We start from the raw sequence: 16,683 nt of genomic DNA, 5'->3' as shown, positions 1-16,683 counted from the left end.
CTCTAAGAAACGCCACAGACGAAAATGTGGCTTAATTCCAAGCAAAAACAGCTGAATAGCTGCCCTGAGCTAAGTGTGGTCGTAACAGGTGGTAGAGCAGCTGACTCTTAATCAGCGGGCCCAGGGTTCGAGTCCCTGGAAGTGCACCACGAAAGAGCACCCAATCGGGTGCTCTTTTTTCTTTGCCGCTATGATTTTGAAAGGTTCAGACTTTTTATAAGAAAGCTGATGCGGATTTTGGGTGATTCAAAGGTGAGCGCCGACAGTGGCGGATACAGCGAACCGGAGCGGGCTGGGCAGCAGCGCAGAGCAATGGGAGCACACTGTGGTGTGCGAAGTCAGTGCGACACGCTGCAACCGGAAGAGCAGCACAGCTGCTGGGACCAGAAGCGGCTGTAGCTGTAATGGTTTTGCAAAACCAAGATTAAATAATAAACACTTTCAGCTCAGATGAAAACATTGCGGATCCTTAAGAATCTATCAAGGTTATCGAGGAAAGGAAAGCTGCCAGCGCTGCCAGATTTGATGAAAAATCGAAGCAGTAGCAGCGATGAAAAACTAACTGAATCTACACTTAAAAGTGGATTAATGAAAGCGAACACCCATTTGGTGTTCGCTTTTTTGTTGTGAACAGCAAGGATTTCCGCGGGGAGATTTTAAAGAAAATTTGTTCTTGGTTTAGAAGCAACTGCCCTTGTTGCAAAATATGGATTTTTAACGCTTGTTTTAAAAAAGATATGGCCGATGCGAAAAATATTTTATATAATTCAAGCAGAAAATATTGATTGCAAGGCAATTTTTGGAAAGGACAATTGTTGCATGAAGGTCACAGTAAGGCCCTTTGGGGTTACAAAGGATGGAAATGCAGTACAGTGCTTTCGGATGGAGCATGAAAGCGGCATGGTGGCAGAAGTGCTGGACTACGGCGCAACCCTGCGGGCCTTATGGCTGCCGGAATCTCATCGGCGCTTGCAGGTGTGCATGGGATATGAAACTCTGCAAGCATATGAGGATGGCACGGCGTATGCAGGAGCCATTGTGGGCCGCTGTGCGGGCCGCATTGCCGGTGGAGCATTTACCCTAAAGGGAACCGATTACCACCTGCCTTGCAACCAAGGTGCAAACCATCTGCACGGCGGGATAAAAGGATTTGACCGGCACCTATGGCAGAGCCAGCTGTTGGAGCAGGGCATTCGTTTGTTTCGCCATGCACCTGCAGGGGAGGAGGGTTATCCCGGCGCTGTAGATGTGGCGGTTACTTATCTGTTTGAGCCGGATGGTACATTGCGGCTCATACTGGAAGGCAAGGCCCTGGATGATACGGTGCTGTCCATGACCCACCACGGATACTGGAACCTGTCCGGCCGGTTTGACCGTGCCGCTGAGGGGCATCTGTTCTGGACTCCTGCAAACCAAGTTGCGGCAATCCGTCCCGATGGAATCCCCACAGGGGAATTGATGCAGACAGAGGGAACCCCTTTTGATTTTGCAAAACCTGCCCTGCTTGAAGAGCGCTGGAACCAAAAACACCCCCAGCTTGAGGCGGGCAGTGGATTTGACCACACTTTTTTGGTGCAGGAAAAGGGCTTGCGCAGGGTATGCGGGCTGCTGTGCCCCAAAACAGGTGTGGCCATGGAGGTTTTTTCTACCCTTCCGGGCATTCACCTGTACACCGGCAATTTTTTGAAGCCAACCCATAGCGCCATTGCGCTGGAGCCGCAGTATATTCCCGATGCACCAAACCACCCGGAATTTCCTAGTGTGGAACTGGAAAAGGGAAGTTCCTGGACCCATGAAATTTGCTATCGATTTACAAAATTAACAACATAACATTTGCGAAAAGAGGCTAGGACCAATGAAAGATATGCAAACTTTTTTGAACGCCGTGCAGCAGGGCCAATTTGACGAACGCCTGCGGCAGCTGTATGTGTATCACGGCAGCCAGCAGGAGCTGGAGCAGGCCCGGCAGAGGGTTTGCAGTGTGCTGGAAGGATTTGGGCGGGAATTTCCGGATGTGGACTGCACCGGTGCTGCCCTGTTCAGCGGCCCCGGCCGCACGGAAATCGGCGGAAACCACACCGATCATCAGCATGGCTGTGTGCTGTGCGCCAGTGTGAATATGGATGTGCTGGCCTGTGTGGTGCCCAACGAAACCAGCCAGGTGCGCCTGGTATCCGAAGGGTATCCGGCTCTGGTCATTGACCTGGAGGATCTGGAGATTCATCCGGAGGAGAAAAACACCTCTGCATCCCTTATTCGAGGCGTAGCCCATGGTGTGGTGCAGGAGGGCTTTGCAGTAAAAGGCTTTTGTGCTTATGTGAGCAGCACGGTGCTGAGCGGTTCCGGCCTTTCTTCCTCCGCTGCGTTTGAAACCATGCTTGGCAATGTGTTCAATCAATTTTGCTGCAAAGGTGCTTTGAGTGCCGTAAAATTGGCACAAATTGGCCAGTATGCAGAGAACAAATACTTTGGAAAGCCCTGTGGCCTGATGGACCAGGCCGCCAGCTCTGTAGGCGGTGTGGTAGCCATTGACTTTAACGACCCTGCACACCCGGTGATTGAAACAGTGCAATGCAATCTGGAGGCCCATGGCTACCAGATGTGCATTGTGGATACCAAGTCCTGCCATGTAGACCTGACCGACGATTACGCAGGCATTACCCAGGAGATGGGCGGCGTGGCTGCCTACTTTGGCAAGGCTGTGCTGCGGGATGTGGAGGAAGCAGAGTTCCGACGGGCCATTCCTGCCCTGCGCCATAAGCTGGGCGACCGTGCTGTGCTGCGGGCCATGCACTTTTTTGCAGAAAACAAGCGGGCCCAGCAACAGGCAAAAGCCTTGCACGATGGGGATATGGAACGCTTTTTGGAGCTGGTGCGCCAGTCTGGCCAGTCCTCGGCTACCCTGCTGCAGAATACCTGGTCGGTGGCAACACCCCAGGAGCAGGCCATTCCTCTGGCGTTGGCTCTGGCCGAACAGGTTTTACAGGGTGAGGGTGCTGCCCGTGTGCACGGCGGCGGCTTTGCAGGCACAATTCAGGTATTTGTGCCCCAGAGCAAGCTGGAGCAGCTGGTGCAGACCATGGAAGCCGTATTGGGAGAAGGCAGCTGTCATCTGGTATCCCTGCGGGGAGAGGGCGGCTGTCTGGTATTCAGCAGCGAACAGGAGTGAGGGATATGACGGTACAGCAAGCAATTTCCGGATTGTTAGAGTATGCAATTGAAAAGCAGCTCATAGAGCCCTGCGACCGCATCTGGGCGGCGAACCAGCTGCTGGCAGTGCTGGGGCTGGATGCCTGGCAACAGGAAACTGCTCCCCAGCAGACAAGTCTGCCACAGCTGCTGGAAGTATTGGTGGAGGATGCTGCCCGGCGTGGACGCATTGATGGAGAATCCATCACCCAGCGGGATCAGCTGGATACCACTCTCATGGGAGTGCTTACCCCCCGGCCGGCCCAGGTGATTGAAACATTCCGCAGCCTGTACCAGCAGTCCCCTGAAAAGGCGACCAACTGGTATTACCAGTTCAGCCAGGATACCAACTACATCCGCACTGACCGGATTGCAAAGGACCTGCACTGGACCGCAGAAACCGAGTATGGGGTGCTGGATATCACCATCAACCTTTCCAAGCCGGAAAAGGACCCCAAGGCCATTGCGCTGGCCAAAACCCAGGCTTCCACCAGCTATCCCAAATGCCAGCTGTGTGTGGAAAATGAGGGATATATGGGCCGGATGGACCACCCCGCCCGTGCCAATCATCGCATGATTCCCCTCACGGTGGGCGGCCAGCAGTGGATGCTCCAGTATTCCCCTTATGTATACTACAACGAGCACTGCATTTTGCTGAACAGTGAGCACTGCCCCATGCAGATTGACCGCAGCTGCTTTGATAAATTGCTGGATGTGGTAACCGAGTTCCCCCACTACTTTGCAGGTTCCAATGCGGACCTGCCCATTGTGGGCGGCTCCATCCTGTCCCACGAGCACTTCCAGGGTGGGCGCTGCCTGTTCCCCATGGAGACTGCCCCGGTGGAGCACCCTGTTGCCATTCCCGGCTACGAGGATTTGCAGGTTGGCCTGGTGAAATGGCCCATGTCGGTGCTGCGTGTAACCGGCTCCAGCAAGGAGCGGGTGGCACAGCTGGCTGAGCATGTGCTGAAAACCTGGCAAAATTATACCGATGAAGCAGCCTTTGTGTTTGCCCATACCCAGGGAGAGCCTCACAACACCATCACCCTCATTGCCCGCCGCAGGGGACAGGACTACGAACTGGATCTGGTGCTGCGCAACAACATTACCACCCAGGAGTTCCCCATGGGAGTATACCATCCCCATCCGGAACTGCATCACATCAAAAAGGAAAACATTGGCCTGATTGAGGTGATGGGCCGTGCCATTCTGCCTGCCCGGCTGAAGCAGGAGTTGAGCCTGGTGGCAGAGTGCCTGGAAACAGGCCGGGACCTGAACAGCCAGCCGGAAACCGAAAAGCACGCCCAGTGGGCTGGGGAAATTTTGGCTCGTCATGGTGCTTTTGCGCCAGGGGAGGCCTGGCCGGTGGTGCAGAAGGAAACCGGACGGGTGTTTGCCCAGGTGCTGGAGCACGCCGGTGTATTCAAACGCACCGAGGAAGGGCGCGCTGCCTTTTTGCGGTTTGTGGCGGCCCTGTAATTATAACGCTATCTCCTAAACATCTACATAAAACCCAAAAAAGCGATGACTTCCACGGAAGTCATCGCTTTTTTGGTTGATGATGGAAAAACCGGGAAACTTTCATTGCCCGGCGGAATGGAGACCTTTCACCGTATTGTTGATGAGCTGAAAGGTAAGCTGGGCCATGTGCTGGGGAGACTGGGGACAACCCCGGAACAGCCAGTCCTTAATCAGGCCCACACAGCCTGTTACACAGTAGGAATAGGTATAGGTTAAATCCTCCGCCTGTTGGGGAAAAGCTTCCCGCAGGGCCTTGAGGCTGTAGTGGGAGAGCATGGCCTCAATGCGGTGCAAAAAAGCCATGTCCCCATGTGGGCCCAGCAGGGCGGCGCAGATTTCCCGGCTGTTAAAAAGGATTTCAAAAATATCCTCAATAAAGGGAAAGCTCTGTTCGTTGAAGGGGGTCAATGGATGGGTTTGGATGGTGTGAAGCAGCTCCTCAAACAATTCGTTTTCGATGCTTTCCAGCATATGGTAGATGTCTGTATAGTGCAGGTAAAAGGTGGAGCGGTTAATATCCACCAGCTCCACCAGTTCGGTTACCGTCACCTCGTTTACGCTTTTGGTACTCATAAGCTGGGCAAGGCCATGGCGCAGCTGGGCTTTGGTACGGCGGACGCGCCGGTCTGGCTTTTTCTCCACGCAAAAAACCTCCTTTTGGTTTGTAAAAAAACTATGATAGTTCAACATCAGCACAACAAACTGTCGATTATACGGCACACTGATGTAAAATTGATGGTTGAGCGGAACATTCCTGTTTAGTATAATTCTGCTTACGGCAAAAAGCAATACAACGATGGGTAAACAACATACTGTTGTTTTTTGCAAAGAAAACAGGAAAGGAAGCGACTTTTTTGTTCTATGCTGAAAGGTGAATGGAAAAAACTGCTGAGCAATAAGCTGATGCTGTTGGTGATGGCGGCTGTTGTGATAATTCCCACCATCTACACAACCTTGTTTTTGGGTTCCATGTGGGACCCCTACGGAAATGTAAACCATCTGCCGGTGGCACTGGTGAACCAGGACCAGCCGGTGGATTATGAGGGCCGCAAGCTGGAAATCGGCACACAGCTGACCCAGCAGCTGCTGGAGGATGCGTCGCTGGATTTTCAGCTGGTGGACCAGCAAACCGCCCAGGAGGGCCTTGCAAAGGGGAATTACTACATGGTAATTACCATTCCCCAGGATTTTTCCGCCAATGCGGCCACCCTTACCCAGGCACAGCCCCATCAGATGGAGCTCAAGTACCAAACCAATCCGGGTACAAACTACATCGCCTCCAAATTAAGCGAAAGTGCCATGAAGGAAATCCAGGCAGGTGTGCGGGAAAAAGTGACCCAAACCTATGTGGAAACCATGTTTGACCAGCTCACCCAGGTGGGGGATGGCATGGAGCAGGCCGCAGAGGGTGCAGGCCAGCTGGAGGATGGAACACAAAAGCTGTTTGACGGCAACCAGACCATCCAGCAGAATTTGCAGCGGCTGGCAGACAGCACCCTGGTATTTCGGGATGGAAGCCAGACATTAAGCCAGGGCCTGGCCCAGTACACCCAAGGCGTGGCACAGCTGGCCGAAGGTGCCGGAAAGCTGGACCAGGGCGCTTTGGCTGTGCAGGGCGGTTTGAACCAGATGGGAGAGTCTGCGCCGGCTTTAGCCGAAGGAGTGCAGGCACTTAACGAAGGAGCAGAGCAGCTGGCACAGGGAGCCGGCCAGGCCAAAAACGGAAGCGATGCGCTGGCCGAGGGTGCTCAGCAGGTGGACCAGAACCTGCAAATTCTGAACCAGGGCCTTGGCCAGCTGCAAACCCAGACTGGGACCCTGCCCGATGCCGCAAAGGCATTGGATGAGGGTGCTGTTCAGGCCCAGAAGGGGGCGCAGGCTTTGGCTCAAGGTGCAGAAGACCTGGCACAGGGGGCCCAAAAGGCCCAGGCGGGAGCTCAGGCGCTGAACCAGGGGTTGCAGCAGCTGAATGAAAAATCTGAGCAGCTGCAAACAGCAGCCGACCAATTAAAGGCAGGAGCGGATGGCTTGGCTGCCGCCTTGGCTGGGGCATCCGGCAGCGGTCAGCCCCAGCTGGCTCAGCTGCAGCAGCAAACACAGGACGCCGCCCAGCAGGCCGCCGCAGGTGGTGTGGTTCTTCAGGACCCGGCGGGGCTTGCACAAACCATTGAGGAGGCCATTCCTGCCGCCCAGGCAGGAGACCCGCAGGCTCTGGATAGCCTGATCCAGGCTGCCGGTCAGCTGGCCGCACTGGCCCAGCAAACCTACCAGCAGGCACAGGCGGCAGATACTGCCCGTGAGCAGGCAGCACTGGCCTTGCAGCAAACAGCGCAGGCTTTGGCTGGCGATGCCAGCGGTAATGAGGCTGCACTGGCAGAGGCTGTAACCGGCGTACAGGCAGGTGCCCAGGCATTGCAGCAGGGAATTGCACAATACACCCAGGGTGTGGCCCAGGCAGCGGCGGGCAGCGCCGCATTGGCGGACCAGACCACCGGTTTGCCTGCCTTGCAGGCAGGTGCCCAGCAGCTGGCCCAGGGCACCAAAGCCCTTGGGGAAGGACTGACGGTACTCCAGCAGGGGACCGGACAGCTGGCAGAGCAAGCTCCCCTTTTGACCCAGGGCATTGCCCAGGCCGCCCAGGGTGCCAGCACCTTACAGCAGGAGGGAACCTCTGTTTTGGGGCAGAAGGCAGCGGAATTAGCCGGGGGGTTAAACCAGCTGGCAGCGGGCAGCGTTGATTTGAAGGCTGGCATGAACAGCCTGAATGGTCAAATTCCCACCCTTACCCAGGGCATTCAGCAGCTGCAGCAGGGCACAGGGGCCTTAAAGGATGGAACGGCTCAGCTGGTGGCTGGAGCAACTGCACTGACCCAAAACAGCCCAGCCTTGAACCAGGGCGCAGCTGCACTCAGCGATGGTGCAAAACAAATTCAGAGCGGCGCCGCACAGCTGGCCGAAGGCAGCGGAACCCTTGCAGAAGGCTTGGGCCAGCTGCGGGATGGGGCTTCCACCTTGCAGGACAGTTTGGCCGACGGCGCTCAGGAAATTTTGAGCACCAACACCACCCAGCCGGTGGTGGATATGTTTGCAGCCCCGGTGGTAAGCCAGGAAACCCAGCTTACCCAGGTGCCCAACAACGGCCATGCCATGGCCCCTTATATGATGTCGGTGGCTTTGTGGGTAGGCTGCATTGCCTTTAGCCTGATGTACCCTCTCACCCAGTATACCGGCAAGCTGAAAAACGGCGCAGCCTGGTGGCTGAGCAAGGCATCGGTGCTGTATCCGGTTGCGGTGGCTCAGGCACTGGTGATGGTGGCTGCTCTGCACAGCATCAATGGGCTTGACCCGGTGCGCCTGGGCCAGACGGTGCTGGTGGCTTGCGTGGCTTCGGTTACCTTTATGTCGGTTATGTATTTCTTCACCAATCTGCTGGGTAAGGCAGGCAGCTTTTTAATGCTGATTTTTATGGTGGTACAGCTGGCCGGTTCGGTGGGAACCTATCCCCTGGAGATTTCCGGCTCGTTTGTAAAGGGACTTCACGACTGGGTACCCTTTACCTACACAGTAACCGCTTTCCGCCGTGCAATCTGCGGCGGTGAAGCGGTGGGCGGCTGCCTGGCCTACCTGGCCTTGTGGCTGGTGGTATTCACTCTCCTCACTGTTTTGGTATTTGCTCTGCGTGCCAGCCGCATTAAGGCAGAAAAACCCACCCTTATGGTTTGGCTGGAAGAACACGGCCTTGCATAATCTGCCATTGATTTAATTGATCAGAGTGCTTTTATAGCCGTCTCATGCTCTGTGTGTTGCAGAGGGTGAGGCGGTTTTTTAAATGAAAAAAATGGATTTTACGCAGATACCCCGCCTACGGCCAACAAGATAAGCTGGCTGTGGGCGGGGTATCTGGCGTGTGAATTAAACAAGGTGAGCAGGCCTTGCAGATTGGCTGGTGCGGTGCAGCAGAACATGGGCATCCAAAAGGTCCTGCAAAATCCGGTGAAAGCAGCGGATGTCCTCTTCCTGCAATCTCCCGGCGGACAGTGCCTCCATGGAAAAACCAAGGAGATGAAAGCCGATGATGCGGGTACAGACAGGCACCGGATAGCGAAACTGGTCGGTAGGGATATTGCTCTCCACCAGATGATTCACACACATCAGCAGCTGCTGAGAGAATTCGGCATACAGATAGGCGCTGTGCTGAGGATTAACATACTGGAAAAAATTAAGATGGGTTTGCAGCAAGCCCAGAAAGCAATCCAGCAGATTGTGAACCATCAGGGCGATAATATCCTGAGAGCTGCCGGGCAACCGGCTTTGCAGGTTGGCAAAATTCAGGCGGGTTTCCACCATAAACTGGTGTATCACTTCGCTGGCCAGCTTGTATTTATCGGTGTAGTGGGCATAAAAGGTGATGCGGCTTACATTTGCTTTGCTGCAAATTTGAATGACAGTAAGCTCCTCAAAGGAGCATTCCTGCAGCAGCTGAATGAGAGCAGACCGCAAAGCCTGCTTACTTTTAGAGATGCGCTTATCTTCAACCATGAATTGCTGTGTCCTTCCTAGATAGTGGAAAAAACATGGAAAATATTGTTTAAATCAAAAAAAGATTAAAAACTTTCTGTATAATAAAAAATGGTATAACTCACCAGTGAAACGGCAAAAGGAGCACACTATGCAGCAACAAGCATCCGCACAAGTAATAACGCAAGAGCAGATCAAGGCCTATTTGTGTTACCTGCGAGAGCAGGAAAAGGCCAAGCATACACAGGAGAAATACAGCAGGGATTTGCAGGCGCTGTATCGGTTTTTGCCCCAGGGACTATGCACAAAAGAGAAGCTCCTTTGCTGGAAAGAGTATCTGTGCGAACAGTTTGCAACCAGCACGGTAAATTCCATGCTGGCGGCAGCAAATGGTTTTTTTCGTTTTTTAAACTGGCATCATCTGCGGCTTAAGCCCTTAAAAATGCAAAGAACGCTGTTTTGCCAAGAGGAAAAGGAGCTTACCAAAAGCGAGTATCAGCGGCTGGTGCATACCGCCCAGGACAGCCGAAACAAGCGGCTTGCATTGGTGATTCAAACCATCTGCGCAACGGGCATTCGTGTTTCGGAACTGCGATTTATTACAACCCGTGCCGTCGAAAGCGGCCGAGCCGAGGTAATATGCAAAGGCAAACGGCGCATGGTGTTTTTGCCAAAGCCGCTGTGCAAACAGCTGAAGCAGTATATCAAACAGCAAAAACAAACCAGTGGGCCGGTGTTTGTGACCCGCAGCGGAAAACCGCTGGACCGCAGCAACATCTGGCGTGACATGAAACGGCTGTGCCGTTTGGCCCAGGTATTGCCGGAAAAGGTGTTTCCCCACAATCTTCGGCATTTGTTTGCCCGTACTTATTATTCCAGAGAAAAGGACATCTCCCGACTGGCGGACCTTTTGGGACATACCAGCGTAACCACGACCCGCATTTATATGGTGGAAAGCGGAACGATTCATGCCCGCCATGTGGAACGGCTGGGCCTTATTATCACATAATTTCAATTATGTGATATCTCAGGCCAAAGTATGTAGAGATATTATAACACATAATTTCAATTATGTGGTTTGCTTGCCGTTTTTTCTTTTAGATTTTTTTAAAATCGCAGATTTAAATAAAAAAACTCGAAAACAGCAATAGACCGGCCGATTTTTTTATCGGCCAGTCTTTTTGTGCTGTCTGAAATTAAAATTTAGACGGGAATTTTTCCTCTCTTTGCTGGGTTCATTGCAAAAAAACGGTGATTTTAGTATAATCGAAAAAGATTTTGCACCAATTTTTTCAAATTTTCAGATTTTGGATGACCACATAATTGAAATTATGTGGTGCTTCAAGGCGGCATCTACGAAAGGAAGAAGCACAGTGAGTCAAAAGCGAACCGTTCAGGATGCGTTCTATGTTTTTTGTGTAGCCTTAATGGTTGCAACAGGTCTGGTGGGTTTGGTGGAGCTGTATATCAACAGGTCTGATACCACGCTGTTTTTGATTTGCAGCATTCTGCTGGTTGTATCCAGCGGATGCTTACTAAAGTTGTATGCTGTACTGCGCAGAGGCAAGCAATATTTAATGGAGCTTGCTTACCGGGACCCTTTGACCAACTCCCGCAACAAGGCCTATCTCCGAGATAAATTGGAGGTTATCCTGGCCCCGGCGGAGGAACGAAAGGTTGCCATGGTGGCCTTTGATATAAACCGGTTCCGTATCATCAACGAAATGTACGGCGCGCAGGTGGGCGACAAGGTGCTGCAGCAGGTCAGCAAACTGCTGCAGCAGGCAGCACAGCCAAAGGAAACCCTGATCCACGCCCAGGCAGACCAGTTTGTGGTGATTAAATTTTACAAAAATCAGCAGGAACTGGAAGATTGGGTGATGCAGACCTGCAAAACCATTGCGGCGGCGCCACTAAAGCCTGCCTCCGTGCGGGTAAATTTGACTGCCGGCATCTATTTGATGAATCCGGAAGATAAGGTGGGCGTTGAAAACCAATACAACTACGCCATTACCGCTTTGCGGATGGCAAAGCAGAAAAATCAACCCTTTGTTTACTTTGATCAGGAAATTTACCGTAGGGCACTGGCTCAAAAGCAGCTGGAAGACCAGGTGGAACAGGCATTAAAAAATGAAGAATTTGAGCCGTGGTTCCAGCCCCAGTACGATGCAGTGACCGGCCGGATGATTGGGGCCGAGGCTCTGGTGCGCTGGCGCAGGAGTGATGGCACTCTGGAAAGCCCTGCTGCTTTTATTGAGATATGCGAGCGCAACGGCAGCATTCGGCAAATTGACCAGCTGATGTTCTGCAAGGTATGCCGTCTGATGCGTGACTGGCGGCAGCAGGGGCTGCCGGTGGTGCCGATTTCCATCAATATTTCCAGGGCCTACCTGGAAAATCAGGATGTTATGGAGTTTCTTACCGCTCAACTTTGCCGCTACCGGGTGCCGGCCGATTTGATTCAGCTGGAGATTACCGAAAGCCATATGCAGGAAAACGAGCAGGCACTGCACCGGCAAATTGCCCAGATGCACCAGCGGGGATTTTCGGTTTCGCTGGATGATTACGGAGTGGGGTACTCCTCCCTCAAGGCATTGCACCAGCTGAATTTTGATGTGCTTAAAATTGACCGCAGCTTTATTGCCTCCATTGGAACAGAAAAAGGCGAAAGCATTGTGCGCCATGCCGTTTTGCTGGCACAAAGCCTGAAGGTGGTTACCATTGCCGAAGGAGTGGAAACCCCAGAACAGTACCGGTTTTTGCGGGATTGCGGCTGCCAGAATGTGCAGGGGTATTATTTTAGCCGCCCGGTGGACCCCAAGCGTTTTGCAGAGCTGATGGAGCAGTGCACCGCTCCTGTTTTTGAATCAAACACAGCAGTATAAAAAAGAGAGCCGCTGGCTCTCTTTTTTTATTTGAAGAAAAAGGGGAAAACAGGTCGTTTTAAGCAAAGAAAATCTTTTGGAAGTGCTGCATGGGAGTAGCATTTTGTATAAAATTGGTATATGCTAAAGAAAGATTTAAAAATTTACACAAAGGGGGGCAGCAATGCAGCACAAACAGCGCCATGGAGTGGGGTGGGCACTCTTGATTTTGGTACTGCTGGTTACTTTGGTAGGGGCAGTTTGGGTGGGGCGCCTTACCACCAAAGGATACCAGCTGTACCGGCAGGCTTTGGCACAAATGCCGCTGCCCCAAAAAGTGGCCCAGCTTCAGCAGGAGGAGGGCTATACCCCACTGGAACAACTGCCTCAAACCTATCTGGATGCAGTGATTGCGGTGGAGGATAAGCGGTTTTACATCCACCAGGGCATTGACCTCATTGCCCTGGTGCGTGCATTGCTTTATAACATCAAAAGCGGCAGCTACGACCAGGGAGGCAGTACCATTACCCAGCAATTGGCCAAAACCATGTATTTTACCCAGGAAAAACTGGTGGAGCGTAAAATTGCCGAGGTGTTTATGAGCTGGGATTTGGAGCAAAACTACTCGAAAGAGGAGATTTTGGAGCTGTATGTAAACAGCATTTATTTTGGAGAGGGGTATTACGGTATTGGTCAAGCTGCGCAGGGATACTATGGCATTGACCCCGGGCAGATGGATTTTGACCAATGCACCATGATGGCCGGTGTGCCCAATGCACCTTCGGTGTATGCACCCACCGAAAACCCTGAACTGGCCCGGCAGCGGCAGCGGCAGGTATGGAGACGGATGAAACAATGCGGCTACCTTACCCAAAGTCAGGCCCAGCGGTTGGGGTTGGAATAGACTGAAAAAAAGAATTTTGAAAAAATTGAATTTTTTTAAGAAAAACCGTTGACAAACAGAGATAGCCGGGTTATAATAATGAAGCTGTCAGATGTGGCCCGTTGGTCAAGCGGTCAAGACGGCGGCCTCTCACGCCGCAAACGGGAGTTCGATTCTCCCACGGGTCACCATTATGCACTTCTAGCTCAGTTGGTAGAGCAGCTGACTCTTAATCAGCGGGCCCAGGGTTCGAGTCCCTGGAAGTGCACCAGTTATTCCTCAATAGCTCAGTCGGTAGAGCATGCGGCTGTTAACCGCAGGGTCGTTGGTTCGAGTCCAACTTGGGGAGCCAGCACAAGGGCACACTGTTTTGCAGTGTGCCCTTGTTTTTTATTATCTGCCAGGGGCGGCTTTTGCCCAGGCACAGCAATACAGGGCGTTCATCGAGCCAGGAACGCCACAGGCAGAGCGGAGAAAATGCACCTCTGCCTGCATAGCATATCCCAAACAGGAGGTGGCAGGATGCCTTATGTTTATGTAATGTTTTCCCGGACCAATACCAATTTAGGCCGCATCATCCGCAGGGTGACGGGCGTGCCCTATAACCATGTTTCCATCAGCATGGATGCAACTTTGAGCCTGTGCTATTCCTTTGCCAGACGCAATAAATACGATGCCCTGGCGGGCGGGTTTGTGGTGGAGCATGCCAGCCGCTTGTGCGAAAAGGGTGATGTGCCCATACGGGTCTGCAAGGTGTATTTGACCGACCAGCAGGCCCGGCGGATGGAGCATATCTTGCAGGTGTGCCAGTCCAAACCCGATGAAATGATTTACAATACATACGGCGCCCTTCTCAGTGTGCTGGGCATTCATCTTGCACTGCCCTGCAGTTTTACCTGTGTGGAGTTTGTGGGGGCCTGCCTGGGGCGGCGTACCATCTCCATTGCGGCCCTGATGCGGCAGCTGCACCGGTGTACTGTGTATGAAGGCAGTTACCTGAACTGGAGTGCTGGCGTCCACAGAGAAGATGAGGATTACTTTATGCCGATGGGGTTTGCCCAGGTAATGACCAATGATTTGCAGCATTTTGGAGAGCTGACCACCCGCTTGCTGTATAAGATTGGATTGTAAAGGGCAGACCGAAAAAACAGCAACAAAAACAGGGGTGCAGCTTGATTTTTTTGTGCCCCTTTGGTATACTAAACGGGATAAGGGCCATTAGCTCAGCTGGTCAGAGCTGTCGGCTCATAACCGATTGGTCCCGGGTTCAAGTCCTGGATGGCCCACCAGCTAAAAAGAACGCATTGCTGCCATGGCCGCAGCAATGCGTTCTCTTTTTATATAGCAAAACCGGCGGAGCCAGCCAAAAACAGGAGCAGGCAGGGCATACAAGCCGAAGGCTGCCGCATATATATGCCCCCAGAGTAACCCAAAGGCAGCCCCGGTGGGACAGGCAGGGAACCCAGGCAAAGGAGGACACCATGAAACAAACCATTCTTGTATGGCTGGCGGCAGCGCTGGTTTTGCTGGCCGGATGCAGCGCCTCGGCGCTTGGTGAGGCTGAAATTGACTTACAAAAAGAGCCCGCCGTCCAGGAGCAGGCCGGCCAGCTGGGCCTGGAGCCAGGCGCCCAGTGGGAAAGCAGCCCCCAAAAGGAGTACCGGGCGGTATGGGTGAGCTATCTGGAATGGCAGCACTTTGATTTTTCTGGCGCAGAAGCTTTTCGGGAAGGGGTAAGCCAGATGGCCCAGAACTGCGCTAACCTGGGCATCAATACAGTAATTGCCCAGGTGCGCCCCTTTGGGGATGCGCTCTATCCCAGCAAGCTGTTTCCCTGGAGTCATCTGTGTACCGGCACCCAAGGGCAGGATCCCGGCTTTGACCCTTTGGCCATTCTGGTGGAGGTATGCCACAGCCAGGGGCTGGAGGTGGAGGCCTGGATTAATCCTTATCGGGTACAATCCGCCCAGGGCGTGCCCCAGCTGGGGGAGGGCAGCTTACAACAAACCCACCCGGAACTGGTACGGCAGACCAGCCAGGGCTTGTATCTGGACCCGGCAAGTGCCCAGGCACAGGAGCTGATTGCCCAGGGCGTGGAGGAGGTGCTGGCAGCCTACCCGGTGGACGGCATTCATTTTGACGATTATTTTTACCCCACCACCGAGACGGAGTTTGACAGCCAGCAATACACCGAAAGCGGCACCCAGCTTTCTCTGGAGGACTGGCGGCGGCAGAATGTAAACAACCTGGTGCAGCTGGTGTATCAGCGCATTAAGGCCCAGTGGCCCCAGGTACGGCTTGGGATTAGTCCCCAAGGGAATATGGATAATAATTATAACACACAGTATAGCGATGTGGCCCTTTGGATGGCTCAGCCTGGGTATGTGGATTACATATTGCCTCAAATCTACTGGGGTTTTGATTACCAAACCCAAACGGGAGATACCCAGTTTGGGTTTGAGCAGATGCTGGAGCGATGGGCCGGGATGCGCCGGTGCGATGAGGTGGCCCTGTATGTGGGGCTAGGAGCCTACCGGGTGGGAGAAGGAGATGGGGGCAGCAATCCCACGGCTCTAACCCAGTGGCGCACTGGCACAAATCTGGCCCAGATGGTGGAACACCTGCGCCAGGCCGGATTGGATGGCTACGGACTGTACCGGTATGATTCGCTATTTGCAAATACCCTTTGGCCGGATTTAACGGCCCAGGAACAGCAGGCACTGGCCAAGGTAAACCAGCAGGCAGGTTGAAATCTGGCCGGGGGATGTGCTTGAGATGGGGGAATTTGTATACTTTTTGCTGGGTTTGGGGTAAGATATACCTTGTAAGAAGGGGTATTTTGCATTACAATAATAGAACAGGTCTTTTTTGTAAAAATATCTGATATTAGCCGAACCTGCTGCCCTTTATAGTTGCTGTAAAGGGAGAGCAAAAGGGAGGAAGTTATGAAAGTATCAAAACGCCTGCTGGCACTGGCGCTGGCCGCTGCCATGGCTCTGAGTGTCCTGACCGGATGCAATACGGAGGGAGAGGAAACCACCCCCCAGGAAGAAGTTGGTGTTACAGCCACAGCAGGGGGCAGCATCCAATGGCCGGAGGGCATGGACACCACCCTGCGTTTTTCCACCCAAACCGATGAAGGCACCGGCACCATGTACATGGTGTTTAACAATGTGCAAAACCGGTTCAGCGAATATTTTACCGCAGCCTCTGACAGCATTACCATTACCAGCTACGCCACCACCGAGAGCCCCAGCATCAACGAGTATCTGGTAACCCTGTGGAAAGAGGGCAGCAATGGCCGGGAATATCTGGACGGCTACACCATGACCTTTGCCACCGGCGGCGAATGCCAGACCGCTCAGTTTACCGGTTTGCAGCCGGGGCAGCGATACAAAATAGGGCTGTCTTTTTTAAGCGGTATTTACTACATCAGCGGCGGGCTTACGGTTCAGGGCCTTGCCGCAGCAGAAACAGCCAGCCAGTGAGCCTGAGTTTTCCACATGAAAAGCCATTGACTGTGGAAAACCAAAGAGGAATATCCAAACAAAATGCAAAAAAACCACCGCCCTTTGGGCGGTGGTTTCAGCCTGTCGAAAAAGGTCGCCAAAAGGCGGCCTTTTTCTCGTATCATGGAAGAAAATGGGGTATAATGGTGTAGGGTGATAAAAATGCTGGTAAAGAACACAGAAAATCGAGGACAGCTGG

12 protein-coding genes and 4 tRNA genes are annotated in these 16,683 nt (G+C 53.1%); 14 read left to right on the top strand and 2 right to left on the bottom strand.

Translation table 11 applies throughout. The features are described from left to right. Window positions 1-819 precede the first annotated feature (819 nt). Genes ACH2EM_RS00910 through galT form a run of 3 tightly spaced genes read left to right on the top strand, consistent with a single transcriptional unit; the run spans window position 820 to window position 4,668 of the window. Complete coding sequence (locus ACH2EM_RS00910) at window positions 820-1,830, top strand: aldose epimerase family protein (protein ID WP_395150149.1); 1,011 nt, start codon at window positions 820-822, stop codon at window positions 1,828-1,830. Window positions 1,831-1,855: 25 nt separating this feature from the next. Continuing rightward, window positions 1,856-3,169, top strand: a complete 1,314-nt coding sequence (locus tag ACH2EM_RS00905; protein WP_395150148.1) for a galactokinase — start codon at window positions 1,856-1,858, stop codon at window positions 3,167-3,169. Window positions 3,170-3,174: 5 nt separating this feature from the next. Continuing rightward, window positions 3,175-4,668: a UDP-glucose--hexose-1-phosphate uridylyltransferase gene (gene galT / locus ACH2EM_RS00900; protein WP_395150147.1), complete on the top strand. Its 1,494-nt coding sequence runs from the start codon at window positions 3,175-3,177 to the stop codon at window positions 4,666-4,668. 102 nt (window positions 4,669-4,770) lie between these two features. Here galT and ACH2EM_RS00895 read toward each other — a convergent pair whose 3' ends face one another. Further along, window positions 4,771-5,352: a TetR-like C-terminal domain-containing protein gene (locus tag ACH2EM_RS00895; protein ID WP_395150146.1), complete on the bottom strand. Its 582-nt coding sequence runs from the start codon at window positions 5,350-5,352 to the stop codon at window positions 4,771-4,773. A 219-nt stretch (window positions 5,353-5,571) separates the two neighbouring features. Between ACH2EM_RS00895 and ACH2EM_RS00890 the strand changes: the two genes are divergently transcribed. Continuing rightward, window positions 5,572-8,457, top strand: a complete 2,886-nt coding sequence (locus tag ACH2EM_RS00890) for a YhgE/Pip family protein (protein WP_395150145.1) — start codon at window positions 5,572-5,574, stop codon at window positions 8,455-8,457. Between the two features lie 165 nt (window positions 8,458-8,622). Here ACH2EM_RS00890 and ACH2EM_RS00885 read toward each other — a convergent pair whose 3' ends face one another. Then, window positions 8,623-9,249 carry a TetR/AcrR family transcriptional regulator gene (locus ACH2EM_RS00885; protein ID WP_395150144.1) on the bottom strand — a complete coding sequence of 209 codons (627 nt, stop codon included), beginning with the start codon at window positions 9,247-9,249 and terminating at the stop codon, window positions 8,623-8,625. 130 nt (window positions 9,250-9,379) lie between these two features. On the opposite strand from ACH2EM_RS00885, the gene ACH2EM_RS00880 reads away from it, so the two are divergent. From ACH2EM_RS00880 to ACH2EM_RS00835, 10 genes are all read left to right on the top strand, one after another. Continuing rightward, window positions 9,380-10,237, top strand: coding sequence for a tyrosine-type recombinase/integrase (locus ACH2EM_RS00880; RefSeq protein WP_395150142.1), 858 nt, complete (start codon window positions 9,380-9,382; stop codon window positions 10,235-10,237). A gap of 364 nt (window positions 10,238-10,601) precedes the next feature. Continuing rightward, a complete protein-coding gene (locus ACH2EM_RS00875; protein WP_395150141.1) occupies window positions 10,602-12,113 on the top strand; it encodes a putative bifunctional diguanylate cyclase/phosphodiesterase in 1,512 nt (503 codons plus the stop codon). 163 nt (window positions 12,114-12,276) lie between these two features. Next, complete coding sequence (locus ACH2EM_RS00870; protein WP_395150140.1) at window positions 12,277-12,996, top strand: transglycosylase domain-containing protein; 720 nt, start codon at window positions 12,277-12,279, stop codon at window positions 12,994-12,996. Between the two features lie 95 nt (window positions 12,997-13,091). Beyond that, window positions 13,092-13,166: transfer RNA gene (locus tag ACH2EM_RS00865), tRNA-Glu, on the top strand. A gap of 4 nt (window positions 13,167-13,170) precedes the next feature. After that, window positions 13,171-13,246 (top strand) — tRNA-Lys (locus ACH2EM_RS00860). Window positions 13,247-13,251: 5 nt separating this feature from the next. Beyond that, a tRNA-Asn gene (locus ACH2EM_RS00855) sits at window positions 13,252-13,327 on the top strand. 170 nt (window positions 13,328-13,497) lie between these two features. Next, window positions 13,498-14,106 carry a hypothetical protein gene (locus ACH2EM_RS00850; RefSeq protein WP_395150139.1) on the top strand — a complete coding sequence of 203 codons (609 nt, stop codon included), beginning with the start codon at window positions 13,498-13,500 and terminating at the stop codon, window positions 14,104-14,106. Window positions 14,107-14,187: 81 nt separating this feature from the next. Next, window positions 14,188-14,264: transfer RNA gene (locus tag ACH2EM_RS00845), tRNA-Ile, on the top strand. Window positions 14,265-14,456: 192 nt separating this feature from the next. Then, window positions 14,457-15,725: a glycoside hydrolase family 10 protein gene (locus ACH2EM_RS00840; RefSeq protein ID WP_395150137.1), complete on the top strand. Its 1,269-nt coding sequence runs from the start codon at window positions 14,457-14,459 to the stop codon at window positions 15,723-15,725. A 195-nt stretch (window positions 15,726-15,920) separates the two neighbouring features. Continuing rightward, on the top strand, window positions 15,921-16,463 hold the full coding sequence (locus tag ACH2EM_RS00835; RefSeq protein ID WP_395150136.1) for a hypothetical protein: 543 nt from the start codon (window positions 15,921-15,923) through the stop codon (window positions 16,461-16,463). The last annotated feature ends 220 nt before the right edge of the window (window positions 16,464-16,683 follow it).

This window comes from uncultured Allofournierella sp. (genome assembly GCA_944382705.1).
In the GTDB taxonomy this organism is placed as follows: domain Bacteria; phylum Bacillota; class Clostridia; order Oscillospirales; family Ruminococcaceae; genus Allofournierella.
This window is presented reverse-complemented; position numbering and strand designations above follow the sequence as displayed.